This is a genomic window from Photorhabdus sp. RM323S (genome assembly GCF_042879375.1).
Taxonomy (GTDB): Bacteria; Pseudomonadota; Gammaproteobacteria; order Enterobacterales; family Enterobacteriaceae; genus Photorhabdus; species Photorhabdus tasmaniensis.
Genome location: NZ_JBHFKZ010000001.1, coordinates 23,300 through 48,170 on the forward strand (window position 1 = coordinate 23,300; position 24,871 = coordinate 48,170).

20 protein-coding genes and 1 pseudogene are annotated in these 24,871 nt (G+C 38.4%); 2 read left to right on the forward strand and 19 right to left on the reverse strand.

Annotation, left to right across the window (positions count from 1 at the left end; translation table 11 throughout):
• Positions 1-192: 192 nt before the first annotated feature.
• Entirely contained in the window at positions 193-537 is a 345-nt protein-coding gene (locus ACGF7G_RS00080) for a hypothetical protein (protein WP_387462749.1), read from the forward strand.
• A 594-nt stretch (positions 538-1,131) separates the two neighbouring features.
• Here the strand turns inward: ACGF7G_RS00080 and ACGF7G_RS00085 are convergent.
• The 15 genes from ACGF7G_RS00085 to ACGF7G_RS00155 all read right to left on the reverse strand — a co-directional run bounded on the left by ACGF7G_RS00085 (position 1,132) and on the right by ACGF7G_RS00155 (position 19,017).
• The gene (locus tag ACGF7G_RS00085; RefSeq protein ID WP_387462751.1) at positions 1,132-1,833 is read right to left on the reverse strand and encodes a helix-turn-helix transcriptional regulator; all 702 of its coding nucleotides are present in this window, start codon (positions 1,831-1,833) and stop codon (positions 1,132-1,134) included.
• Between the two features lie 785 nt (positions 1,834-2,618).
• On the reverse strand, positions 2,619-3,770 hold the full coding sequence (locus ACGF7G_RS00090) for an alpha/beta hydrolase family protein (protein WP_387462753.1): 1,152 nt from the start codon (positions 3,768-3,770) through the stop codon (positions 2,619-2,621).
• 19 nt (positions 3,771-3,789) lie between these two features.
• A complete protein-coding gene (locus tag ACGF7G_RS00095; RefSeq protein WP_387462754.1) occupies positions 3,790-5,232 on the reverse strand; it encodes an SRPBCC family protein in 1,443 nt (480 codons plus the stop codon).
• Entirely contained in the window at positions 5,232-6,776 is a 1,545-nt protein-coding gene (locus ACGF7G_RS00100; RefSeq protein WP_387462755.1) for an AMP-binding protein, read from the reverse strand. The genes ACGF7G_RS00095 and ACGF7G_RS00100 overlap by 1 nt, the downstream gene beginning before the upstream one ends.
• A 23-nt stretch (positions 6,777-6,799) precedes the next feature.
• Positions 6,800-7,048, reverse strand: a complete 249-nt coding sequence (locus ACGF7G_RS00105; protein WP_133813224.1) for an acyl carrier protein — start codon at positions 7,046-7,048, stop codon at positions 6,800-6,802.
• 33 nt (positions 7,049-7,081) lie between these two features.
• Positions 7,082-8,191, reverse strand: coding sequence for a beta-ketoacyl synthase N-terminal-like domain-containing protein (locus tag ACGF7G_RS00110; RefSeq protein WP_387462756.1), 1,110 nt, complete (start codon positions 8,189-8,191; stop codon positions 7,082-7,084).
• Entirely contained in the window at positions 8,184-9,536 is a 1,353-nt protein-coding gene (locus ACGF7G_RS00115) for a beta-ketoacyl-[acyl-carrier-protein] synthase family protein (RefSeq protein ID WP_242688624.1), read from the reverse strand. The genes ACGF7G_RS00110 and ACGF7G_RS00115 overlap by 8 nt, the downstream gene beginning before the upstream one ends.
• 457 nt (positions 9,537-9,993) lie before the next feature.
• The gene (locus ACGF7G_RS00120; protein ID WP_387462758.1) at positions 9,994-10,821 is read right to left on the reverse strand and encodes a cyclase family protein; all 828 of its coding nucleotides are present in this window, start codon (positions 10,819-10,821) and stop codon (positions 9,994-9,996) included.
• Positions 10,814-11,527 carry a 4'-phosphopantetheinyl transferase family protein gene (locus ACGF7G_RS00125; RefSeq protein ID WP_387462759.1) on the reverse strand — a complete coding sequence of 238 codons (714 nt, stop codon included), beginning with the start codon at positions 11,525-11,527 and terminating at the stop codon, positions 10,814-10,816. Before ACGF7G_RS00125 ends, ACGF7G_RS00120 begins: the two co-directional genes overlap by 8 nt.
• A gap of 2 nt (positions 11,528-11,529) precedes the next feature.
• On the reverse strand, positions 11,530-12,306 hold the full coding sequence (locus ACGF7G_RS00130) for an SDR family NAD(P)-dependent oxidoreductase (RefSeq protein ID WP_387462760.1): 777 nt from the start codon (positions 12,304-12,306) through the stop codon (positions 11,530-11,532).
• 611 nt (positions 12,307-12,917) lie between these two features.
• Entirely contained in the window at positions 12,918-14,360 is a 1,443-nt protein-coding gene (phoA, locus tag ACGF7G_RS00135) for an alkaline phosphatase (RefSeq protein WP_387462761.1), read from the reverse strand.
• A 109-nt stretch (positions 14,361-14,469) separates the two neighbouring features.
• Positions 14,470-14,781: a hypothetical protein gene (locus ACGF7G_RS00140; protein WP_387462762.1), complete on the reverse strand. Its 312-nt coding sequence runs from the start codon at positions 14,779-14,781 to the stop codon at positions 14,470-14,472.
• Between the two features lie 280 nt (positions 14,782-15,061).
• The gene (locus tag ACGF7G_RS00145) at positions 15,062-16,507 is read right to left on the reverse strand and encodes a 4-hydroxyphenylacetate 3-hydroxylase family protein (protein ID WP_387462764.1); all 1,446 of its coding nucleotides are present in this window, start codon (positions 16,505-16,507) and stop codon (positions 15,062-15,064) included.
• Between the two features lie 445 nt (positions 16,508-16,952).
• Positions 16,953-17,549: a DUF3156 family protein gene (locus ACGF7G_RS00150; RefSeq protein ID WP_387462765.1), complete on the reverse strand. Its 597-nt coding sequence runs from the start codon at positions 17,547-17,549 to the stop codon at positions 16,953-16,955.
• The gene (locus tag ACGF7G_RS00155; RefSeq protein ID WP_387462766.1) at positions 17,524-19,017 is read right to left on the reverse strand and encodes an APC family permease; all 1,494 of its coding nucleotides are present in this window, start codon (positions 19,015-19,017) and stop codon (positions 17,524-17,526) included. Before ACGF7G_RS00155 ends, ACGF7G_RS00150 begins: the two co-directional genes overlap by 26 nt.
• A gap of 444 nt (positions 19,018-19,461) precedes the next feature.
• Between ACGF7G_RS00155 and ACGF7G_RS00160 the strand changes: the two genes are divergently transcribed.
• A complete protein-coding gene (locus ACGF7G_RS00160; RefSeq protein ID WP_387462768.1) occupies positions 19,462-20,121 on the forward strand; it encodes a response regulator transcription factor in 660 nt (219 codons plus the stop codon).
• 315 nt (positions 20,122-20,436) lie between these two features.
• Here the strand turns inward: ACGF7G_RS00160 and ACGF7G_RS00165 are convergent, their stop codons facing one another.
• The 4 genes and pseudogenes from ACGF7G_RS00165 to ACGF7G_RS00180 form a co-directional block, all read right to left on the reverse strand.
• Positions 20,437-21,009: a hypothetical protein gene (locus ACGF7G_RS00165; RefSeq protein WP_387462769.1), complete on the reverse strand. Its 573-nt coding sequence runs from the start codon at positions 21,007-21,009 to the stop codon at positions 20,437-20,439.
• 1,427 nt (positions 21,010-22,436) lie between these two features.
• Positions 22,437-22,667: pseudogene (locus tag ACGF7G_RS00170) on the reverse strand (hypothetical protein); the annotation flags it as partial.
• Positions 22,668-22,776: 109 nt separating this feature from the next.
• Positions 22,777-23,106, reverse strand: a complete 330-nt coding sequence (locus ACGF7G_RS00175) for a DcrB-related protein (protein WP_387462770.1) — start codon at positions 23,104-23,106, stop codon at positions 22,777-22,779.
• A 243-nt stretch (positions 23,107-23,349) separates the two neighbouring features.
• The gene (locus tag ACGF7G_RS00180; RefSeq protein ID WP_133813659.1) at positions 23,350-24,843 is read right to left on the reverse strand and encodes an aldehyde dehydrogenase family protein; all 1,494 of its coding nucleotides are present in this window, start codon (positions 24,841-24,843) and stop codon (positions 23,350-23,352) included.
• Positions 24,844-24,871 lie beyond the last annotated feature (28 nt).

A 24,871-nucleotide genomic window follows, 5' to 3' on the forward strand; every position in this document is an offset into this window, starting at 1 on the left:
AAATGTCATGACGAATAGATTATTTAAGAGAAACCTATCCAAGTTAACATAATGAAGTATAAAAATATATTTACTTTGTATCTATTTCTACTGTAATTATCGTCATGGCTATTGAATTTATAGCAATTGCAGAGAAACTACGGTTATTTCTATGATTATCAACAACTTTATCCATTAGTTCAGGAGCCTAAAATGAAAGAAATTGAGAAAAAAGAAAAAGGTAAAATGCTTGGCGTTAATAGCCATTACTTTTTCGTTGTTAATATAACCAATAAAATTTTAACAGGTGATGTGGTTTGGAATAACTCTGGAAATACGAGCGCACTCAATATCGATGGATTATACCCAGCAACAGCTTCACTTCTTCAAGAATTCTATCCTGAAAGCGGGAAAACTGATTATTGGCAGTGGACTAAAAGAGGAAGGAAATATCAATTAGATTGTTATGACAATGATATATATGTTGCTGTTGTCATTAGCGATTATGGCATTGGTGTATTACCTTCTGGAACCAGCCCAGACACATGGAAATGGTAGATTTTCTTCCATTGAATTATTTATGTAAGTAAAAATAATTATATAGAGAATACGAGGCCTTAAGCCATAAACTAAAGCCGGTTCAATAAAAATCATGATTTTTATTGAACCGGCTTAAAATAGGGTAATTAGGGTCTCAAATATATAATTAACCTACGTTATCACCTTATATTTTTTTAAAAAACCAATGCCTAAATCATAAAAAAACACTGTATTTTAGTCTGCTATAAAATTCAATACTTTCTATGTACCATTCTAACAATACCCATAATTTCAAGACAATGCTCTTTTATCAATTGCCCTAGATACCAAATCGTGATTTATCCTGACATTCTCACAATCGGCTCTCCAAGGCTTGCTTTCCAAAGAGTCGTTCTCGCTTCTGAACTTAAGGAAAAAAATCAACTTTCGGTAAATCTGATGAAAAAACTAAACTTTTTAAGCTTACAATTTAAATAAAAGCAGAAAATTCAGATAATCATCAAAGCCTACTAAAGTCATAAATATATATCTTCAACCAGATACTCAATAGAAATAACAATCATGCTTGCATTAGATAAATATCCATATCAATTGTTTGGTAATAATCGTTTATCAAGATAAATAACTCTCAGACAATCCTTCTTTCTCACCCCATTTTTTTAGCAATAATATTCGATCTTGTATATATTTTTCCGATGACACTTCTAATTTTTCTATTTTTTCTACTTGTAACTTGATAAATTCATGACTAAATTCACACCAAGAAACCAAAAAGAATTCATTATTGAAAAAAATCGACAACGGACAAGTCGTTTTCACTGTACGTACACTATTTAAATCAAAGAAAGTTATCACTATCTTTTCTTTATGATATATTGCTTTCCTAATATCAGATAATATCGAATTATTATCAGTAACTTTACTATAACCTTCCGTTTTTACAAACATTGGCGAACAGTATAATTGAGCGCGCTGCTCTTCGGGAAGTACTGCCGCGATCTTGGATATAAAACTATGAGCAGATTTAGCCAAAACAACATCATTTTGTTCAATAACCCATTTGTTACCTAAAACTAAAGCATCAATTTCATCCATTGTAAACATTAAAGGAGGCAACATAAAACCCGGTCTTAATGTATAACCTAAACCTGGTTCACCTTCTATATTTGCACCCTGACTATTTAGCAAAGCAATATCTCGATAAAGGGTTCGCAAACTTACATTTAAATCACCCGCCAGTAACTTACCACTGACAGGATATCTTCTTTGTCTTAAGTATTGCAATAATGCTATGAGTCTTTCGGTTCTTGACATTTCCGTACTCCTCATTTTAATAAAAAATTAAACAAAAAAATCTTTATTAAATAAATAATATTGAGTTACTAACCAACTATCCAATAGAACTATTTACTCTTCATCATTGATTAATGGAACAATGTCGAGAATTCACTATAAAACCATCAACTGGAAATCTTATATTTAATATAGCTTTCAATTATCTTAATTAACGAAAATAGTATTTTCGCCTTTCATAATTACTCTACCCTATCAAGAGTGAATGCTCGATACATTACATTGAAGCATGGTAGAGGTAAGTATCGAATCATAGAGTAAACATTTAAAATATATATAGCGATAATCAATACAAAAAATAAAATTTACCTTCAATAAGTAAACTTACTATGTTTGACAATATAAGAAAGCTTAAATATTAAAGTCAAGCTTCATGCTGCCAGTCAATATTTAAGCAGAAGAAATATGAACTTATTATTCGGATATTTCGCTTCGTAATGTTTATGAAGATGATTTCATTTTATGACTTACAGTAAAAGAGCCGTGCAACTAAAAGACATAACTAAAATAAGCTTTACCTTCACGTTCATTGAAAAAATAAACAGCGAACCAAGACAGTACTTAGGAAAAAGCGTTAACTTTTGAACACACGTTAATATAGCAACCCAAAGGGCAAGGAAAACGAGTCATCCTTACGTATTATATGTACGATACGGATCCTGCGCACTGTCTGTGTTCACTATTCATTTATAAGAACAGTCTAAAACAATTACACCAACTAAAATAGGTGCTAAGTATAAAATAAATTAATTTTTCTTACCGCCATTTAGTCTGAATTGTTCATTAACCCAATCTAAAACTTGTATCATATATTCGTTTATTTTATTTAAACAAACATGAGCTTCTGATTCATAACATAATAATTTATGATCATCTCCCCATAAATGGTCTAATTCTCTAACTTTATCAATCGAAAATATATCATCCAATGCGCCATGAACAGTAAAAACCTTTGTTTTACAAGTTAAAGATATGTCTAATTTTATTTCATCAAAAAGAGACTGCATATGATTATCTTGCATAAAGGCAAACTGAAAATCTGCTTTAAGTCTTCTGGGTAACTTATCAAAATCTGCTATTTCAGGCCCACCAGATAAGTTAACTATACAGCAAAATTTATCGCCAATTTTTTGCGCAAGGCGTAAAGCAAAATAACCTCCGAAACTAATTCCTAAGAAACAGAGAAGGCTACTATTAATTCTAGCATCATCTTCTAATAATTTAAGTATAGAGGTAACATATAATTCCATATCAATAGCCAATGGCGATTTTCCAAGGTTTACTCCTTGCCCTGGTCCATCAAATATAGCTACCGCCATACCTTTTTCCAAGAAAAATTCCGCCAAAGATAATATTTCAATTTCAGTCATTGAATCCAATCCATTGGATAAAATAACACAAGGTAAAGGATTATTCTCTTCTTCTTTATACCCTTTAGGAAATATAAGGAAAAACGGCATATGAAATTTATCAACAACAATATACTGATGCTCAACCAGTAAATCACTATATTTTATACCGGATAAAAAACATGAGCGAATATACTCTCTGAGCTGGATCTTTCTACTTTTATCACTGAAATACATAAATTCAGCCCAATGATAACAAGCAGCAGCACTCTTCAGAGCACGAACATAACTGACTTCATTTTTGGCAGAATTAGCGATGCTGATATAATTATCACCCACTTTTGACCAATTAATCATCCACTCATGCCAGAATTCTTCAGATGATAAATCTAAGTTTTCCTCCTGAAAATGACTTAATGCCTCAACCACATCTCCCCAATGAACCTGAGGTGCATATTGAGAGTTTAAGAAAAAAAGTCTTGGCATAAAATAACCACAAGTAGAAAAAAGTGCTGCCGAAATTCTATTTGGTTTATTCTTATTATTCATTGTATTTTCCTTTAATTTACTAAATACGATCGTCTAACCACTCTTTGCAGGCAAAAACCATTTTCTTGCTATTTTCTGAAATAGCATTCTTCACTATTTCTTGTTGTCTTAATTTATCTTCTGTACCAAACTTGATTGCACATAAATCATGATCTAATTCAACACTATGATTAGAAGCAATGAACGATCCACTTCCTCTGCTAAATATACGCCATGAACCGCTATGAGATTTTAATACTAATGGAGGCTCTGGTTGAAAATATTCAATCAATAAATTATCTCTATCACAGAATCGTATGCTACGGAAAGTCTCATTTCCATTTGGCGTTGACACCTCCATATTAAACTCTTGGTGCTTATCATCATTGTGAATTATTTTCACTGAATCACAATGAGGTAATATCTGACTCCAATCATTGATATTTAAAAAAACATCGTAAACTTTATCAATTTGATGAGGAATATAATATCCAGTTGTAAAAATCAATAAATCTGACTTTTTATTACTTTCCACCTTATTCTTTATACTATCCATCTCCATTTGAGTATTGTCATTAATAAATGAGATAATAAAGAAATTAGCCTGATCATGATTATCAACATCATCAATAATCCCGCTTATATCGTCTAATAAAGACCAATTCCTCTGTACCGTCAGAAGACAACGTTGATCATTAATAGGAATAACTTGCCATCTCCCACTCATTGCCTTTAATAATGGCATAGGTTTAAGCAGGACATAATCAATCCTATAAATAGAATCAAAATAATACCGTTTTGTTTGCCAGCTTACTGTTTTATTATTTTGTCTTGCTTTAATCTCAACAAGTTCTGAATCGTCTATTCTATTTAATACCTCAGCACCTTCACAAAATGAGAAAATATCAGGCCAATAAGAGACATCTTTAACCAAAGTATATACGTCCTCTGCCGGTGCCTCACATATTATTGAATGAGTCAGATTTCCGTTTAATTTTCTTTCCGACCCTTCATTTATTTCTACAATATTCTTTATATTCTTAAGTTCCTTAACTGAGTTAAGATCAATTCCTTTACTAATAAATTCATGAGCCTGCTGAGTTGTTTCAACACCAGCAACTAATCCTGTTATTTCTGGCTCAATATCATAATTATGCTCTAACATAAGCATACATTGTTGAGAATTGATCTTAATAACCCTCCATGAAGTCTCCATCTCTTTGACTAATGTCATTGGCTTGGTCAGTTTTGATTTTATACTGAATGTTTCTGCATGAAATTTACGCTCTGATACCCACTGCATAATGATACCGTTAATTAATGCTTTAATTTCTATTTTTTCACTGTCTTTATCTCTAAAGATAGCCTTCACTTCCTGACAAGGCTCAAATATTTCTGGCCACTTTTCAGAATTGACAATAACCTGATATACCTTTTCTACCTGTGTATTACAGATGATTGAATGTGATTCGTAATAATTCATTATTTATTCCTCAATTTAAAAAATTTATTAGGATCGATTAATTTAATTAACTCTGATTTTAGTATCTTATCGTTATGGCTTTTCGGAAAAGACTCACCAGTAACATAGAACCAGTCAGGCCATTTTTCCTGACTTAATTTAGCACTCAGAAATGATGAAAGAATATTTTCAATTTCAGGTAATAATTTCTTCGATATATCGCCACTCATACAGGCAACAGGTTGATTAATAGCAACACCATTTTCATGGAAAGAAAAACCAACAACAGTAGCAACATTCACATTGGGTATTCTTGATAAAATAGATTCAACTTCTTCAGGGTAAATCCGATGTCCGTTAGCACTCATAAATGTATTTTGCTTACGTCCCTTTAAAATTAAATAATCATCATCATCGATATAACCCAGATCACCGGTGGCAAACCACTCATCAGGAGGAGTGACTTTCCCTGAAATCACATCATAATATCCTTCCATTATACTGTTACCTCTTAGTATAATTTCTCCAATATTATCAGATGAGCCCGTAATGGGTTTAATAGCAACTTCCAATGTATTATCAATCTTTCCAACACAATAAACTGAGTCGAGATATCTTTTATCACGATGATCTTGCTCATCCACCCAGCAGAACGGACCATAAGTTTCACTTAATCCGTATCCCTGCATCCATTCACAGCCTATTAATTTACGTCCTTTCTCAAGTACACTGGGCGGCATAGCCGCAGCCCCATAAGCAACAACGTGTAAGCAAGTGAGATCAATATCATGTTTTTCTGCCGATTTAACAAATAATTTCATCGACTCTGGGCGTAACATAATATGCGTAATTTTATTATGTGAAATATAAGCAGGCCATTTCTCTATATTCCTGTCTTCTGGTATAAAAAGTATTGACTGATGTAATAATGCACCGAAAGAGAAAATCACGCCGGTAGTATTATTCAATAAACCTGACATGAATATTTTAGCATCCTGAGTAAACTTTAATTTTTCTGTTACTGTGCAAATTCGTTGGCATACTAAAGATTCTGAAATGCTAATTGCTTTCGGTTTACCCGTACTTCCACTCGTAAAAAGTACAATAAAATTAGCAATAGATTGTGGTGAATAGGTAATAACTGGGGTTTCTTCTATATCATTAGCATTGATCTCATGATCTGAAACATCAATAACATTAATGCCGTTTTCTTTTAATTTTTCAACAAAATGTTTATCTTTTTTAAGATAAACAACAAAATCGTATTGAACTTCATTAGTAAAATTGATCCATTCATCGATTGTCGCTGATGATAAATTATAGGGCATTAACAAATGTAATCCCATAGCACTGGCCGCCGCCAAGAAGAAAATACCTAATTCATCATGTTCAAATATAACGATAACTTTATTATCTTTATGAATTCCTCTATTGTGTAAATTATCAATTAAATGGGAAACAGAAAATATTACCTCTTTTCTTGTATAATGATAATCCTTAGTGATAATACAATCGTTATTTAAATTATCACGCTCTGAATGTAACAACATAGAAATTAGCTTCATTTCTGCTTCCCTTTGATTAACAATTAATTTTTATCACTTAAATTTGCTGAGACGAAATCAAGGACAGCTCTTCCTGTTTCCCAATTACTGAATTGACTCTTAGTCACAGAAACACCAAATTCTTTCCCAATTTCTTTTGCTAAGTCAGCTAATTCCGTAGAATCCATATCATAAGCTTGAGCAAGATCTGCATCCATATTGAAATCATCAAAATTAACATTAACAAAAGACGACAAAATAGTTTTTATTTTTACTTCTGGATTGTTATTCATATATTTCACTCGCACATTTAAATATTTTATAGATTAAATAGCTGAAAGACTCAACGCACACACATGACCTTTGTTACTGAGACGCTGAATGACTATCTGATTAATATTTGAAAGTTCATTTATTGTAATAGGCTGCTGCTCTCCATTATTTTCTGATAAGAATGACGAAGCCAGGACTGAATCAATCACGCCACTGACCGAAAATTGATTATTTAAATAAGGTCTCAGATTTACAAAAGATGTTTTTATATCTTTATCTGAAAATACTTTACTCGTTATTTCCTTTTCATCATCATATACTCCATCCATAATAAATGCAGAATTCTCATTATGGCTGAATAGTTCAGCAGTATATTCCAAGGTGTCACTTCTTGTATTTTTATCAGGTGAAAAATAATCAATAAAGCCGGTTAATTCACACAATATCGAAGCGCCACGTTCTAAAGCATGTTGCATTTCTTCTATAACCAGAAATGCAGCCCCTTCCGAGAAATTTTCTGGTAATTTTTCGCCAAATATTTCAGAGTTTCTTTGTGCTGATCTCTGCTCAAGTAAATTTTTAACTAATGGGCTCGAAAGATGTTCTGACGCACCACATAACATAACTTCCGCTACACCATTAGAAATAGCTTCAGCCGCATAACCTATTGCTTGTATCCCTGCCACATCCGATGTAGAAAATGTTTTAGATTGTGCACTAAAACCATAAAGAAGTGATAACTGCCCCTGGAGTGCAGCAGGGAACCATGCCGTAGCGACATAAGGACCCATTCCCTGTATTCCTTCAATATGGAGCGCTTTAACTTCGTCTTCAATATGTTTCCATCCACCAAAGCAATTGCCAACATATATCCCAACGCGATTAGGATCAATCTTGTCTAAATCTAATCTACTCTCTTTTAATGCCATCTCAACAGCGACGATACCATAAATAGAAAAGTCATCAATTTTACGCTTTAAGCGACTATTGATATATTTTTTTTCATCGGGATCACTCAATGTCCTGATTACAGGGCTTGAGGTCATATTATTTATCGAGTTTTGGCCCAAGAGCTTCTGAATCAGATTTGACTTGATGGATGTCACATCCTTGCCATCAGGATGTATTGCGCCAACACCGGTAACAACAACTCTTCTACGCATTGTTAACTGCCCTCATAACAATAACACTGTGAATACCGGAAAAACCACTGGACAACTTTAACGCGGTGTCAATAGGATATGCGCAACCTTGATTAGGGATATAATCTAAATCGCAATCAGGATCCGGGGTTTGATAATTAATTGTTGGGTGAATATATTGCCTTTCTATTTCCAGGCATAATGCAACAGATTCTATAGCATTAGCGGCAGCTAAAGCATGACCTGTCATTGACTTTAATGAGTTAATTGGAATATCAAATGCTTTTTCTCCCAAAATAAATTTAATTGCATTTGACTCATTAATATCATTTTGAGCTGTAGAACTTCCATGCGCACTAATATAATTTACTGCTGATGGTGCGATCCTGGCATCTTTCAATGCCATATCAATGCATCGTGCCATTGCCAATCCATCAGCGGGCAAATCCGTCATATGATAAGCATTATTGACTGATGCATACCCTACTAATTCAGCATAGATATGTGCTCCACGCTTCTTCGCATGTTCATAAGACTCTAAAACTAATATTCCACAGCCTTCAGCAATAACAAATCCATCACGTTCAAGAGAAAAAGGACAGGTCGCCGATTGCTGATTTTCCAGTTCTCTTGATGACAGTGCGCCCAAAGCCTCAAAAGAGCCAATAGACAGTGGACAAAGCGGAGCTTCACTCGCACCAGCCAGCATGACATCAGCTCTTCCACTACGAATATGTTCAAGAGCCATGCCTAAAGCGTCGAGCCCTGCCGCACATCCCGTCGATATATTACTCACCGACATGGATGCACCATACTTTTTCGCCACAGAGGTTGCCGCAGAACTGAAATCAAAACTATCGTAATCCTCTGGTTGAATTAAATCAGGGCTGATCTCTTCTTTGCCTCCATTGGTAATTCTGAGCAAACACTCTTCCATTCCAGCAGCATCGGCAATAGCGGTTGCTATTGCAACACCAAAGCGTTTACCGTCAATTTCTAAAGGCGTTAAATTTGCATCTTGCATTGCCATCTCGGAGGCATCCAAAGCAAACCGCAGATATTTGTGCTCATTTTGCAAAACATATTCTTTGTTATCGATATCACCAACCTTTCCTATAGCTCCGCTTTTGAATCCGAATTTTTTTCTTCCCCACTTATATTCACTGACCCCCGATTTCCCATTATGAATATTGTCCCAAAATTCATTAATGCCAATACCTGTTGGTGAAATAACACCTAACCCTGTCACCACCACTCTCTGTGTTTGAGATTCATTTCTGTTATTTATTATCACAATAGTTATCTCGATAGAAATAGAATACAAATTTATTGTCAGGTAAGTTTTATTCACATAAAATTTACCCATTTTCACTTAAGAAAATCCCTATCTGAAAGTAGTTATCTCAAACTACTTTGATTATCTTTAAATTAATATTTGTCATATATATATTTGATCTTTATCTCCTAACCAAAACTCTTGAGAATGAGCACCAGGCCCAACCATAACTCCCTTTACATATCAATTTGCGTCTCTCACTGACTTATCATCTGCCAAACATGCAAGAATGGCATGAATATTCCAGATTAAACCAAATTAAGTTAACTCCATTCGATCTTTATAGATAATAATTCAGCCTTTTTCTTAATCGCTCAATTTACTCTTAAAAATCATCCAGAAAGGAGATGACAAATTTATTACAATAGAGCTGGTATAGCTGCTCACAATAAAACACAGCAAAGATAATCTATCTTTCGCTGCTTTATATAGCCCTAACCATTGAAACTTCTTTTATATTCACAATGCACTCAGTTTTATCAGTCAGTTATATATTATTATCAAATATTGCAACAACCCGACTCCATGAAGCGTCCGCTTTCTCTAATTTTATTGGAAAACAACACACTTTAAATCCATAAGGTTTAGGGATACTGTTTAAATTGCAAAGTCGTTCTATTTGCAAATAAGGGTGATCCCGTCCGATAAAATGAGAAGGCCATAAGCAAGCTTTATTCCCTGTCTTTTTATAATCGTTGATCATCTCTATAAAAGGCCGATCAAAACTGAATGCATCTGTTCCAATAATCTTTACGCCTTGCTCTACTAACCATTGAACAGCACTGCTTTCAATAGCTCTATAGTGAGTAAAATAGGATTTTGAGCCTATTAATTTATCAGCGCCAGTACTTATAAGAACAATATCATTTTCTTTTATTTTATAATTGATTTCCTTTAACTGGTTTTCTACCGCCTGTTTATCAATTAACTGATCATTTTGGCTAAAATCAAGTAATACACCATGACTATAAAACCAATCTAAAGGAATATCGGTAATGGTTGCCGGCTGCTCTTGCCCTTTATGCCACCCATAGTGATAAGGTGCATCAATATGTGTTCCGGTATGAGTTGTCAGTCGATAATACATAAGTGATAATCCCATACCATCAGGGAAATCATTATGATCAATAATCCACTTTTTACGTTTGAATAGCTTTACAAAAACTCTTTTCCACCATGAATTCGTATGAAAATACAAATAACTCTCACCTAATTTATTGGCACCTGCTTTATGATCGACTATTTCCCTCGTGACTTTTTCAGGCTCCCAAAAATCGCTATCTATAGGAACACTTAAATCAATAATATTATCCATCTTTGTTCCTTATAATTTCGGAGTAGTTTCTTCTCTTAATATTCGGAGTGGGAATTATCTTCTTTTGAGACAAAGCACAAACAAATTCCTGATTATGAATTAGCAATGTGCTTTCCTCCAGCTCTCTCATATTTTTCACAGAAACAGCGCTATTAACCAATAACTCTTCATGCAAAGTCGAAGAAAATAATTTAATATATGCTTCAAGTCTAACCCAATAATATAATGATATTAAACAATAATAATTTTTAAACCCGGGGCTGAGACCTAATGATTGTTTTAACATGATACCTTTCATATATTCCAGTTTTTCATCCTTAATAAAATACTCAACAATTTCTGAGATTTTTATCTTAGAAGGCGTGACTTCAATATCAACACCCATTTCTCTTGAACTAAGGCCAATGACACAATAATCTCCCGAGGCACTCAGTGAAAAATAGTATTTGAAGTCTTTCTCCGTGGATATATAAGGCTTTCCGTTATCATTCGTTATTATTTCATAATCCGATAGATATTGATTTAAAACATAACGCAATGCAACCCTTCTAAATATAAATTTTTTTCTTCTATCCGCTAAACAGATCTGATTATGGCGAGTAATATCAGAACCATAAACTAACTGTTCAATAGACACTAAATCAATATCATCGATTTTTATAATCCAAAGATCAAAAAAATCAGATGATAAAGAAATATTTCTCATGATTAGTAATTACCTAATCCACCACACACATTAAGCGCCTGGGCGGTTACAGCCCCAGCGAGCGGAGATGCGAGATAAGAAACCATTTCAGCTACTTCATTAGGTTCAACATATCTTCCGATAGGAACGCGTTCCTCTACTCTTCTTTTCGTTTCTTCTTTATCGGTACCCCAAATCTTGGCGTAATGTTCTCTGACACGCACTGCCATGTCACTTTCAACAAATCCAGGGCAAACTGCATTCACGGTGACGCCTGAACCATTACGCGCTAATTCAAGCCCCAAGGATTTGGTGAGACCGACAACACCATGTTTAGAGGCGGAATATGGCGTGCCATAAATAACACCTTGCTTGCCGCCGGTTGACGCAATATTGATAATTCTTCCACCAGATAGCATTAGCTTTCTTGTCAGAACTTCATGTATGACAAAGTAAGTACCATTTAAATTAACGTTTATTACATTTTGCCAAGTTTGAGGACTTATTTCAGCGGTAATTCCACCACCGGAAATACCGGCGCAATTCACTAATACAGACAGCTTATTATTTTCAAAATCAAGTTGATCAAAAGCTTTGCTGACATCTTCATGATCAGAAACATCACAAACTATTTTCTTTGCAAATTGATTACCATATTTATTACGTAGCTTACTAATTGCATTATCGAGACGTTCAGGAGTGCGTGATAATAATATTGGCTCAAAACCATCCTCAGATAGTTTTTCTGTAATTGCGAAACCAATATCTCCTGTCGCACCGGTAATAAAGGCATATTTCATCTGAATTATTCCTATCGTTATTTGTATTATTTTTATTTACAAAAAACTACGGTTACCGCTTACTAGTATTATTCATAAATTAGTGACAATTTCTGTCAGCATTAACAAAAAATATTCACAACTTTCCATTTATACCAATAATATATCAACGTTATATTTACAATAACTTATGATATCATCACATTCCATAATGTAATTATATAAATCCCATCATATTTTTTTAACCAAATAGCCTTTTATAGTTATGCTTCACTATTGATTAATACTTATATGGATAGAAATATAACCATTTAATCTAAAAAACAGGCGATGCAAACCAATATCTGGCATATCAATATTGGTTATAAAAAATAGGGAATGAACTACTTAGACATGTTATTTAATCGATAGCTCAATATATTGAGACTCTCTAAAATGGATCCGGTTTACAGCATATACAGGCGAATGTCTGACATAACGATGTTAACCGTTTTATCGGATTTGTAGGGTATTTGGGGTTATGAGACTTGTACACAGGTCTACCCGCTAATCAGAAAATCTGACTAACGGGCGGGATCTTAAAAAAACCTTACTCTCAACTTTTTACCACTCAACACATCATCTGGCAAAAATTACTTCAACTCCATTGCATCACGTATGGTGAAATGCAAGTCTGTCTGGTCAGTCAGACCAACAACATTGGGGGCCTGAGGACCATAAGCAGCAACCCGAATCTGAGTACCAGTATGTTCCTGATCTTCACCCTCAGAGTCACTGTAGCTAACCGCCATTATTGAACCATCTTTGGTAATTAATGCCTGAGTTAACCCCGGAGATTTCACATCAGCTTCTATAATTTGGCTAGAGTGGGCATGATCGGCTGTAACAATAACCAACGTATCACCATGTTCGCGGGCATATTTCAGACCAACTTGCACCGCCTGATCCAATACGACGGTTTCCCCAATCTGCCCACAAGGGTTAGCTTTGTGATCCTGCTTATCGATAGAAGCGCTCTCCACTTGCAGGAAAAAGCCATTCTTATTCACTTGCAGCAGATCAATTGCCTTCTGCGTCATCTGTGCCAACGTTGGCGCATCAGGATCCCGTTTGGAGTTAACTTTACAGCTCACCGGTGGGTTATCAATATTACCGTGATAAACCGCTTTAGGCCCTTCCCAAGCAATATCCATATTGCTTTCATGGAACAGGCCCAACAGCGGTTTTTCCTGGTTTGCTTCAGTAATTGATGTCAGAGACTTAACATCTCTTACCAACTGATAGCCCTGTTCCCGTGCCTGCTCTTCCAACGTTTTACCCTTTCCAGCGCCAGCAACCGATTTCTGGGCGAAAGTCTTGGCACCGCCTCCCAATGTGAGATCAGCACGAGCCATCAGCAATTGCTCGGTGATAGACCCGCGCCCACTATTTTCCAGTGCATTAGTCGGGCATTTTTCAGTTGTCTCTTTTGGGCCATAACACTTACGGCTGGTCACATGTGCATAAAGTGCCGCCGGTGTTGCATCCTGAATTGACGCCGTTGTTACGTTACCTGTCGCTTTGCCATTCATTTTTGCCAGCTCAAGCAAAGTTTGATGATCTTTACCAAATACATCAACTCCCAGTGCGCCATTATAGGTTTTTATACCGGAAGCCCAGGCAGTGGCAGAAGCGGCTGAGTCAGTCGCATAGTTGGGTTTATGGGTCTTTTTATCCAGAGAATAGTGAGTATATTGACCAGTGAATGGTAAGGCATCGATCCCTTTGAAAAATCCACCAGCGCCTTCCGCATAGTTTCGGGCGATAGTAATTTCAGAATCCCCCATACCATCACCAATAAACAGAATAACATTCTTGGCCTTATGATTATTAATTGCCGCTTTCAATGCCTCAGTCTGATTTTGAGTCATACGGCGAGCACCACCAAATTCCGTAATATTCCCTTTTATTGCCCGACCTTCCACCATAATTTGATTAGCATCCTGATTACCAGCTGCCAACACGGGTAAACTGACACCTGAAATTAAAGCTGACATCATCACTGCAACCAAACTTTTCGTATACTTTTTGGACATAGAATTTCCTTAATGAGAAAACAATCGGAGTAAAAATCATCTTTAAGTCTGATAAAGGGATACTAAATAAACTATGTGACAATTATGTGAAGAAAATAGATCCAATTTACTATTTTGTTACCAACGACGGTGTTCGGTGATAAAGCGTCTCACACCATGAGATATAATTGTGACCACTGGAGACTTCACTGGATTCAACCGGATAACCCTTCTGCAATAACGTTTTTTTCATGTGGCGGTTATTAGGCAAAATGCTCTCCCGATCACCCCGGCTGACTTCAAACAAACCCGCCTGTAGATAAAAATGAAATGGTTTTTTCTTCACTTTAGCAAACTCACGAATCAACCATTCCGGCTCTCCTCCCTTCGGTGCCCACCAATATGAACCAGACATACTGAACACATTACTGCCAACTGGCATTTTCCTGCCTGAGATTACTATTATCAATAGCATAAATTGTGTGCTGACTTTTCTATACGAAGATAAATATGTGAAAATATTTCAGAGAAATTAATTCTCTAGCAAAATGCACGGATAGATATATGAATAATTCAGCGCATTGAGATAATTTTGATAGAATCTGCTTTTTAAGCAATTAAACGACGCATCTTTAGCAAAGAAACGGGATATATTTCATCCCGCATCTTAAAATTTTATAAAAATTAAGACGATTAACTGCATCTGGAATTAAATACAGAATTTAGCTCACATCAATAGAATCTAAAATCCCTCTGCTCATACTCTTGGCAAAATCCCAATCATATTTATCATAAAGACGAGACAGAGCAACAAAATGCGCGCCAGAATAGAACATTTCATATTGAGTATGACGTGATGCAAACTCAGAGCCAATGGCATCCCACACTAATTTCAATAATTTCACTCGTTCAATCGGTGCTAATGAGGTTGAATATTGCGTTTTTTCTATTAAGTCACGGATTTCTGGGTTTGCCAAGTCAACATAACTTGACGGTAACATAATCACACCACCTCCTGAGAGTTTTCTGATGTTTTCTACTACCTTTGGATAAATTGACTGTAGTACAACCTGGCAAGCATATAGTTGTAATCGATTGGGAATATAGTATTCATTATGTCTATCAGGATTATTAAGCAAGCCCCGAAAGAGTCCTTCCATATTAGTGGCATAACACGCAAGTTCAGCTAATGATTCTCGAACAGCAGGAAACTCATTGACACCAGTGGCTTCAGTCACTGAATGGGCCAAACCCGACAAGAAATGCAGCTTAACGGCATACCGTGCCATGCCTTGAACATCCATTAAAACATCAGCAGCAGTTACCTGGAATTGGTCGCGACACATTCCCGTATTTTTATAAACAAAAACTCTTTCCCACGGAACGAAAACATCGTCGAAATAAACTACAGCATCATTTTCGTCAAATTGGTGTGATAAAGGAGAATCAAATTTATTGCTTCCCATTTCATAGGACTTTCTGGAAAGAATTTTTATCCCTTTCGTATTCAACGGTAACGCAAAAGACAACGCATATTTATCATCAACGAATTCTTTGAGTGGATTGAACACACCAACAAAAACCTCTTCTGCAAGGACGGCTGCGGTCCCTAACATCTTTGCCCCTCGAACAATGATCCCTTGCGGTTTTTCCTCCAGCACACCAAGAGTATGAAATACGTTTTTTATATGCTCACTGGGCGTTTTAGATCGATCGCCTTGTGGGTTAACTAATGTAAAAGCCAAATAAATATCTTTATCGCGAGCATATGAATAGTAATTTCTTAATGCCTCTGCCCTTTCTGGGGAATATTCCTCAAATAATTCCAGGTGAGTTATCATGCCGGTGACAGCAGCAGAAACATGATCTGGGCTTCGACCTAACCAGCCACAACTCTGCATTGCCCAAGCATACGCTGCCTCACCTCTGGCAATCAATTTCTCTCGGGTAACAGGAAGCTCCCAATATAATCCTACGCTCTTACCATCAGGCGTTTTGAATGTCATTCGATCAGCATGTTCTGCCTGGTAATCATAAAGTGAAGCAACACTCCTGATTGCATTCCGAAAAGCAGGATGATCTACGTGATTAGTGATCTTTTCTCCATTGAGAAAAATGGTTCTTCCATCACGCAAGCTCTCAATATATTGCTCACCTGTTCTGGACATAATAATTTCCTCCGAAATTGAATAAATGTTAGATAGATTCTGGAATGGTAACTGATATTTAAATTTTCCTATTTATATTATTCTAAATTTTTACATCTACTATATATAAGTTTAGCTGGCATAATAATTATTCGATAAGAGATTTCAATAAATTTACCTGAATATTTGTGATCGTTATCTTAGTTTATACATAGGAATACGATTTATTGTGGATATACCTCTTTCATCATGAGGATGAATATAAATTTACTGGATTATATACATACCCGTATGGGTTAAATCCTACTTGATGATTTAAAGGGTAAGTTTGATATTTTGTCCTTTACTATGACTCAATTGTGTTAGCGTCCATCACATCATATTGCTTATATGTTCCAATAAATTTCACGTATAGACTCAACTTGCTGTTTTTTCTGATATTCACAATGCAGAGAAATTGCCTAAATTAAAGCTTTCCCATTAATTGACTAAACATCAGCAATGTACTGAGCAACAGATGACGTTGTTCAGCCGTCAGGCGTAAATAACGACGACTGGCTGGCAACCGGCTGACAATCTCAGAAGCGGCAAAATGCTCCATCTCAAACTGCCATTGCCCCTGATGAATATTCAATGTGAGATCCCGAAAATCTAATTCCGCCAACGTTTCACCAATTAACGGATACTGATTAAGTAAATCAATAACCTGTTGCCCAAATTCTGCACCATGACAACAATAATAAATCACTGTTTTTCGCCGAAATATCCCTTTAACTTTGGCTTTAATAACTATTTTTTCCTTAAGTGACGTTATTCCCTGTAAACGAAAATAACAACTGACAATGTGAGCCAGAAATAACGCCTTCGGCTTTTCATAAACTTCAATCTGCAATCCATCAGGCAAAATGATTTGCATACTTTTTGCTGATAAACGCTCGCAACAATAAGGTGAAAGATTCTGTTCCAACCGGCTCAGGGTAACACCGGCCTGATAGCCGGCAGGATAGCGGGGCTTATTCAACCGTCGCCACACACGATCAGACAAGGGAGCGAAGCGGCTCAAGTTTCACCTCCGGCAATTCACCTTTAGCAAAAGTATGCGAAAGCACCAACTCAACGGGTACCGGTTTAAACGGATTCACCCGTTGTACACATAACGTCCAGAATAGAGCATAGCAGGCAGTCAGACCCAATATGATGGCGAATGGAATATACACTTCACTTGGGTTCATTCCCGGCGGAGTGATATGAATAATCGCCAGGATAATCCCCACACTGGAGATGATCTGAAGTAACGGGAAAAACGGTGATTTATAGGCACGATGCAAATCAGGCCTGCGGATACGCAGTAATATCACCGAACATGTCACCAGCAAATAAGCCACACACCAAGCACATACGGCAGCCAGCACCAACGGCATAATCCGGCTCAAATCACCCTGAATAATAAAGGCATGTAAACAAGGGATCATTACGGCAACCAGAATCCCAAATATTGGTGTCTTAAAACGTGGATGCAGGTAAGCGAAAATCCGCGGCAATGCGCCATCCAATGCCATACCGTAGAGAATACGAGGCACCGCCGCCATCAGGGTATTAATCGTTGCCGCTCCCGCCAGTAATAATCCGATACCAATCCAATATTTACCAAAATCACCCATCACCTGACCGGCAAAAGCAGGGATCGCCATTGGTGTTTCCAGTAAACGAACATTATTTTCTGCATCCACCAGCACATTCTCTACCTGATGACTGATTGACGCCCCATATATACCCATACAAAAAGCCACGCCACACAAGCCCGTCATCATTGCTCGCGGAATCACTCTTGCCGAGTTTTTAATTTCAGGCGCCATCGGTGTCACCAGCTCACAGCCGACAAACATAAACATCGCCATACCCACCAGACTCAGTACCGCCAATGGATCGCCCAGATTCAGCTCGTCACCAAACCAACTCTCCAGCGGCACAGCAAACGGTATCAATAACCCACAAATACTGAAAATAACCAACGTGCTCCACATGCAGAATGTCAGCACAATTTCGACTTTACCGAACGCTTCAATACCCAGCGCATTCAGTAATCCGAATGTGATAACCAGCCCAACCCCCACCATCCACGACGCGTTATGGCTTTCTATCACCGTATTGAGGTTCTCAAAATTAACTAACGTCATAACGCCGGACAGGATCGTTTCTGCCGTACCAGCAAAAATATGGACAATTAAGTAAGCTGAAAGCGCGCCGGTAATCGCCCAGAACCGTCCCATCCCACAAGAGATATAATCATAGACAGAGCCGGATGTAGGCAAAATAGCTGCCGCCTCAGCAAACGTCGTTACCTGAGCCTGCATCATGATAAAACTGATCAGCATTGCCAGGGCGAACGTATCACCACCGATGCCAAAACCACTTGTCGCAGTCAGAATAACCGGGCTTGCCATGATAACCCCGACAGAGCTTGCCAGTGTGGTAGGAAACCCCACCACGCCCTTTTCAATGTGCGAAGTAAGCCGTGTTGACATATTCATCATGTTCCCTTTTATTCCAGTCGTAAAAATAACGCTCACAACAGTTCATATGTAAATTTTTTGTAAACTTTATTGAGGGTAAATACACTATAGAAAGTGAACGGGAATACCGACCATCGCCCTAAAGAACGATATCCAAAGGGAGATGAGTGACTGAATAAGTATGATGAAAAATACAAACAGATAGAGGAAAATAAAAATAACCATTTAAATATCAATCAATAAAAAACAGATCCGTTTATTAATATATAAAGAAATTATTTCAGATATGTACCAACATAGTGTTATTAGTGAGTTACCATCACCTTAGGAAATTTCGTTTATTGCAATCTACATCACATTATTAATATGTTTGTTTTGTGTTAATTTTGCATTTTAATTAGTATTTAACTAATCATCGATATTGATTTATCCAGTTAGGTACATTCTAAAGAGAGAACTTTTTTGTCTACCGTACTCCCGGCAAGCCGTGCAAATGCCTTAATCAGTAGCTGCCTGAACACCATTGCCCATCTGGTTCCTATCTCAGCAGCAGCATTCTATCTGGTGAACAATGAGTTACACCCTGAGAATTACATTCTGTACGGTATTTCAGACGCAACACATGAAAATTATCTGGCGCATTTCCAGCATTTAGATCCATTAAGACCTGCCAATTATCAGCAAAATGGGATAAATATGGTTGGCATGGATCAACAAACACTTACGAAGAATAATAAGTATTACCATGAATTTATGTTGCCAAATAACATACAGGACATTGTGGAAATATTTATCCGCCAGCATAACCGGATTATTGCCGGTGTTTCTCTATTACAGGATATGCCATTTACCCCAAAAGACCTTAACCGCCTCAGTACTATCTTGCCACTAATTGAATTAGCCGCCAGAGATTTACTACCTGAAACACCGGCTATTCTGACTGCGAAAGAGCAGGAAATTATTAACCTGGTAAGAGAAGGATCAAGTAACAAACGTATTGCTCAAGTACTTGATATTTCCCTGTCTACGGTAAAAACCCACCTGCGTAATATCTTTGCCAAAACTAAAGTCACCAACCGCACCGAGCTGGTTTCCTGTGGGTTTATTACTCGACACTTGTAATTGATCGGATAGCTCATAAAACATGGTGGCCGACCAATAGAAGTCGCACAAGAGACAGCTTGGTCATTATCGGACTAAGCTTCATATGTCACAGATAGTTTCATCGATCTGACGGGAGGGAAATAGACTTGAAGTATCGAAAACTTTTATGCATTTGCTGACTGTCAGATCAAAGCCTTTTTCTGCCTAGCCGGTTTTGTAAAGAATTGCGCATGCAAGTTATCATGCTCTCAACCACCATTGGGGAAAACCCAAACATGTACATTGCAACATTTACGGACTCGCCCTTAAGCAAGTCCGTACGAAGTTGTTGAATCAATTACTAACACCTATCTGTTTCATAAGTTCAGCATCGTCCCAGAACAGATACTCTTCATCCATCACCCCTTTTTTGTTCCAATGCCCAAGTGTTACCATGGGGAGGTGATACGCCTTACCTGTAGGTTGAATCACCTTACCATCCGCGAGAACCATGGGTTTCGTAAATGTCCCATCATCAAACCCCGTTACAGCGGTCCATTCCGCATCAGCAGTACCAAACCGTACCGGGTGCTCTGTAATTCGGTTATCAGGGGCAAATGTCCACATATACTTCAGATCTTCAATATGCTTTCGAATGCCCTTAGTAGTATGACCATCAGGATAGTGAACAATAATGTCCATGGCATGGCTCTTATGTAGCTCCCACCATCTTTGGTCTGTGTAGACACGGAAATCAAGGTCGTCAAAGTTAGCCAGATTCCTTGCCAGAGCTTGGGGGATCCCTTTGACTTTAGGTGTTGGTTCGCCTACTTTCGTGCCGGGCCAATTGTTCTGCACCGAAAATGCCGCCGCGCTGGCAGTGAACAGTAAAAGCGTGAATAACGATAATCTATTGTGACCTTTCATAGTCTTTCCTCTTTAGTTAGTGCTAAAGGAACTCAAAGATTGTTCTATAACGAGTTAAGTATTGTTATGCTCCTTTCATTGGATAGATTAAAAATAATTGTTCATCAGTTTGCTTGACCTTGATTAGATGGAGAATAACCATCCAAAACAACGCAATTTAGAAGGAGTAAGTGACTAAGATGACTCACACCGGATAACTATCGTATAGAAAGCAATCAATCTCCCAATGCTACGCCTAATAGTAAAATCTGTAAATAGTCATTTAATGAAATTATAACCATGAAAAACTAACCACTGCTGATTGGCCGTTTCTACATCAAAATCGATTTCCATCAGTTTCAGGCAGGTAATCAAAAGGGTTGTGGGTTGAATCGACACGGGTTTCGTAGACACCTCTGAGTCATATAAAATGACTTGCAGAAAGAACTGAGTGGATAACCGAAGAGAGGGACATGTTAAAAAAAGCCGCAGCGTACTTCCCGAAGCTATCAGTTTGTTGTGGTCTAATATTCCCGGACAGTGAGGCTACACAGCAACAGCAAATACCAACAAGCCTAGCTGCGGGAGATTAAGCTGCGGATGTGTGAGGTGCTGGCTGAGTACAATGCGGGATAAGGGAGGGGATAAAATGAAAGTGGTGATTGAACATTTGCAGAATATTCAATTAACCCACATTGAAGCGCTGGCCTTGGCTCAATTGGTTAAGCGGCTGAACTGGGTGGAGATATGAGCCTGTAAATATAATCTCATGCATTAAGAGACTATCACTTGATAATAATATTCCATCAATTAGCCAATCTCCATGAGAATAATCATTAACATCCCGCACGCCGATTATTTCTAATTTTTTCAGAATATTCCTTAACAGATTTCCTGCTACCAGAAATACCTTTATGAGGAAGCTTTCCTATTTTTCTTAATTCATCAACAGAAATACCGTTTTAATGTATCAGAAACATTTTTAGGAATTTTAACCTCATTCGCGATAGTTCCATGCTTATTAAAGAAACCATCAGGTCCATATATACCAACCTCTTTTCCGCTGGGAGCATATACATGAATTTCAAATGAAGTTCCACTACCAACATTAAATCTATCTATTCGTCCTTTATAGCCATCAGGCAAAGATAATGGTGCCTTGGGAGCAACTCCCAAGGATCGATCCAACTCAGCGGATTCAGGGCATAATACCTAAACGTATTAAAATGCAGCCCGGTCTCGTTGTCAAAGTATTGGCCCGCATAACGCAGGTTTTGCCTGAAATCATAGTCGGTTGATGACAGGGCCGATTCCAGCCGATAGCCCGCCCCTTCACTGGTTTGTTGCGCAATCACCCGCCACAGGCCCGCTTCGCCCTGTTCCCACTGGTAATCACAGCGCAACCCCCGCGCATCCTGATGCCATGCCATCAGGCCCTGAGCCGTCCAGTCACGCGCCATGTCGCCTAAATAACCCGCAGCCATGCCCACCGCAATGGCGGCACCAATCAGCAAAACGCCCACCCCGATACAGGATGCGGCCAATCCGGCCACAAAGAGGGCCCCGGCGAGAATCCCCCCGGCAGCTGAAATTAATGAACCGATGACGGTTCCCACCATCAGTCCCGCCATGGCGCTGGCATGGCCTATCGTGTCTCCGAGTCGTGCAGCTTCTGGCATAACGTCCCCGCCCTAGAACTGGAAACTTTTCAGGCCGTCATCCAGCCACTGCCGTTGAGCATCGGTGAATTTCTGCGGGGATGACAGGGTGAAAATCAGCATTTTTTTCTCATCCAGCCGGAATTACGGCCTGATATTGATAGACTTGTTGGCCTTTTTTGGGCCGATAACGGGAAAGCAGCGCGGTGCCCTGCCGCAAGTTATCGCCCAGCGTCGCGGGCTGCTCTTCCAATAATTGCCAGTTGCGCAGACCGTTTTTCAACAGACCTTTTTGACGGGTGAGGTAACCGGGGAGATCTTCGCCTTCGATTAACTGATCACGCGAGATATTCAGCGCCGGGGCCTCGGGCGCGATGAGGATGTTTACCGTCTGTTCCTGATAGCCTTCCGGTAACAGAATGCTGCCTTCAGTGAACCGACAACGGGCTTGATTGTCCATCTTTCTTTCGTCTTATGTAGTTTAGGTCACAAAAGATGCCGATAATCTCGCTAGAAACCGGTTTTATATTAGCTAAATCACTAAAGCTTTATTCAACCTAGTTACCTTGCCCGGTTGATAGACCTGGTATTAATCACCAGAGAAGCTTAACGCTGTATTTTTTCTGATTTTCTTGATATTGAACAAAATAGGTTGCCCCTTTTACTACTCAGGGGCCACCCTTTTTCTAATTCCGAAATAAAATCAATAACGAACCATAACCGATTTCAATTCAGTATAGTGCTCAATAAAGGCGCTACCGAATTCACGGCCAATACCTGAAGATTTCGTACCACCGAACGGTAATGCCGGATCAAGGAATGTATGCATATTAACCCAAACAGTCCCGGCTTCAATACGTGGGATCATACGCATAGCTTTGCCCAGATCATTGGTCCATAAACTCGCCGCTAAACCAAACGGCGTGCTGTTCATCAACCCAATCAGCTCTTCCTCATCGTTATAACTAAGGAAAGTGCCCACAGGACCAAATGTCTCTTCCTTCATCAACGAATCTTCCGGGCTGTTAGCACGAATAACGGTTGGCGCCACAAAACAACCAGGTCTTTCCAGAGCATAACCACCATAAACAATTTCACTGCCTTCCTGACGAGCTTTGTCAAACAGGGACAGTATCTTGTTATAGTGCTCTTTGTTCGCCAGCGGTCCCATTTCCGTTGATTCATCCAGCGGGGAACCCATGTTCATTGCAGCAAGTCTTTCAGACAACAATTTCAGCACTTCATCCATGTGGCCGGCAGGAATATAGAAACGTTCAGCCGCAGCACAAATTTGCCCTTGATTGAGATAACCCGCTTCCAGAATACCATCAACGATCTTTTCAACAGACATATCTGCCAAAAACGCTGCGCCGTTTTTGCCACCCAGCTCCAACGTGACGCGGGTCAATCCCTGCTCTATCGCTGATTTACCCACGGCAATACCGGTTGGCACAGATCCAGTGAAAGTCACTTTGGCACACAATGGATGACTTATCAGCACAGGACCCAATACTGAGCCTGAACCATTAACCACATTGATGACACCATCAGGAATACCCGCTTCTTTTGCCAATTCAGCCACCCTGAGCATGGTCAGCGGGGTGTATTCACTTGGTTTCAACACAATGGTACAACCACAGGTCAGTGCAGCCGCCATTTTCCAGATGGCAACGATAATGGAGAAATTCCACGGAATGATCCCTGCCACAACACCAATCGGCTCACGACGGGTAAACGCCGTGTATTGTTCACCTTTAAAAGAGGGCAAAGAAACATTCAGCGTTTCACCGCTGATCTTACTTGACCATCCGGCAAAATAACGCAGGAACTGAACAGAAGAATCAATTTCCAGCATGCGGGACAATTGGATCGTTTTACCAGAGCAAACACTTTCTAATTGCGCCAGTTCTTCCCGATGTACCAGTAACAGATCTGCCAGACGATTCAGGCAGTTACCACGCTCCATAGGTGAAGTTTGCGCCCACACACCATGAAATGCAGCATGTGCCGTTTGCATAGCTGCATTGACTTCCGCTTCACCACCTTGATTCACTGTCGCAATAACTTCATCAGTCGCAGGGTTCACCACGGAAAATGTTTCATTCCCCTGACCACTGACTAACTGACCATGAATATAATGACCATGATTGCGTTGCAGAAAGGCCGTAACCTGCTGTAACAGGGTTATATCACTCATTACTTAACTTACCTCTGATCAAACGGGT

Coding starts and splice junctions, on each gene's coding strand:
- ACGF7G_RS00080 (WP_387462749.1), top strand. CDS start 193: ATGAAAGAAATTGAGAAAAAAGAAAAAGGTAAAATGCTTGGCGTTAAT.
- ACGF7G_RS00085 (WP_387462751.1), bottom strand. CDS start 1,833: ATGTCAAGAACCGAAAGACTCATAGCATTATTGCAATACTTAAGACAA.
- ACGF7G_RS00090 (WP_387462753.1), bottom strand. CDS start 3,770: ATGAATAATAAGAATAAACCAAATAGAATTTCGGCAGCACTTTTTTCT.
- ACGF7G_RS00095 (WP_387462754.1), bottom strand. CDS start 5,232: ATGAATTATTACGAATCACATTCAATCATCTGTAATACACAGGTAGAA.
- ACGF7G_RS00100 (WP_387462755.1), bottom strand. CDS start 6,776: ATGAAGCTAATTTCTATGTTGTTACATTCAGAGCGTGATAATTTAAAT.
- ACGF7G_RS00105 (WP_133813224.1), bottom strand. CDS start 7,048: ATGAATAACAATCCAGAAGTAAAAATAAAAACTATTTTGTCGTCTTTT.
- ACGF7G_RS00110 (WP_387462756.1), bottom strand. CDS start 8,191: ATGCGTAGAAGAGTTGTTGTTACCGGTGTTGGCGCAATACATCCTGAT.
- ACGF7G_RS00115 (WP_242688624.1), bottom strand. CDS start 9,536: ATGGGTAAATTTTATGTGAATAAAACTTACCTGACAATAAATTTGTAT.
- ACGF7G_RS00120 (WP_387462758.1), bottom strand. CDS start 10,821: ATGGATAATATTATTGATTTAAGTGTTCCTATAGATAGCGATTTTTGG.
- ACGF7G_RS00125 (WP_387462759.1), bottom strand. CDS start 11,527: ATGAGAAATATTTCTTTATCATCTGATTTTTTTGATCTTTGGATTATA.
- ACGF7G_RS00130 (WP_387462760.1), bottom strand. CDS start 12,306: ATGAAATATGCCTTTATTACCGGTGCGACAGGAGATATTGGTTTCGCA.
- phoA (WP_387462761.1), bottom strand. CDS start 14,360: ATGTCCAAAAAGTATACGAAAAGTTTGGTTGCAGTGATGATGTCAGCT.
- ACGF7G_RS00140 (WP_387462762.1), bottom strand. CDS start 14,781: ATGCCAGTTGGCAGTAATGTGTTCAGTATGTCTGGTTCATATTGGTGG.
- ACGF7G_RS00145 (WP_387462764.1), bottom strand. CDS start 16,507: ATGTCCAGAACAGGTGAGCAATATATTGAGAGCTTGCGTGATGGAAGA.
- ACGF7G_RS00155 (WP_387462766.1), bottom strand. CDS start 19,017: ATGAATATGTCAACACGGCTTACTTCGCACATTGAAAAGGGCGTGGTG.
- ACGF7G_RS00165 (WP_387462769.1), bottom strand. CDS start 21,009: ATGAAAGGTCACAATAGATTATCGTTATTCACGCTTTTACTGTTCACT.
- ACGF7G_RS00175 (WP_387462770.1), bottom strand. CDS start 23,106: ATGGACAATCAAGCCCGTTGTCGGTTCACTGAAGGCAGCATTCTGTTA.
- ACGF7G_RS00180 (WP_133813659.1), bottom strand. CDS start 24,843: ATGAGTGATATAACCCTGTTACAGCAGGTTACGGCCTTTCTGCAACGC.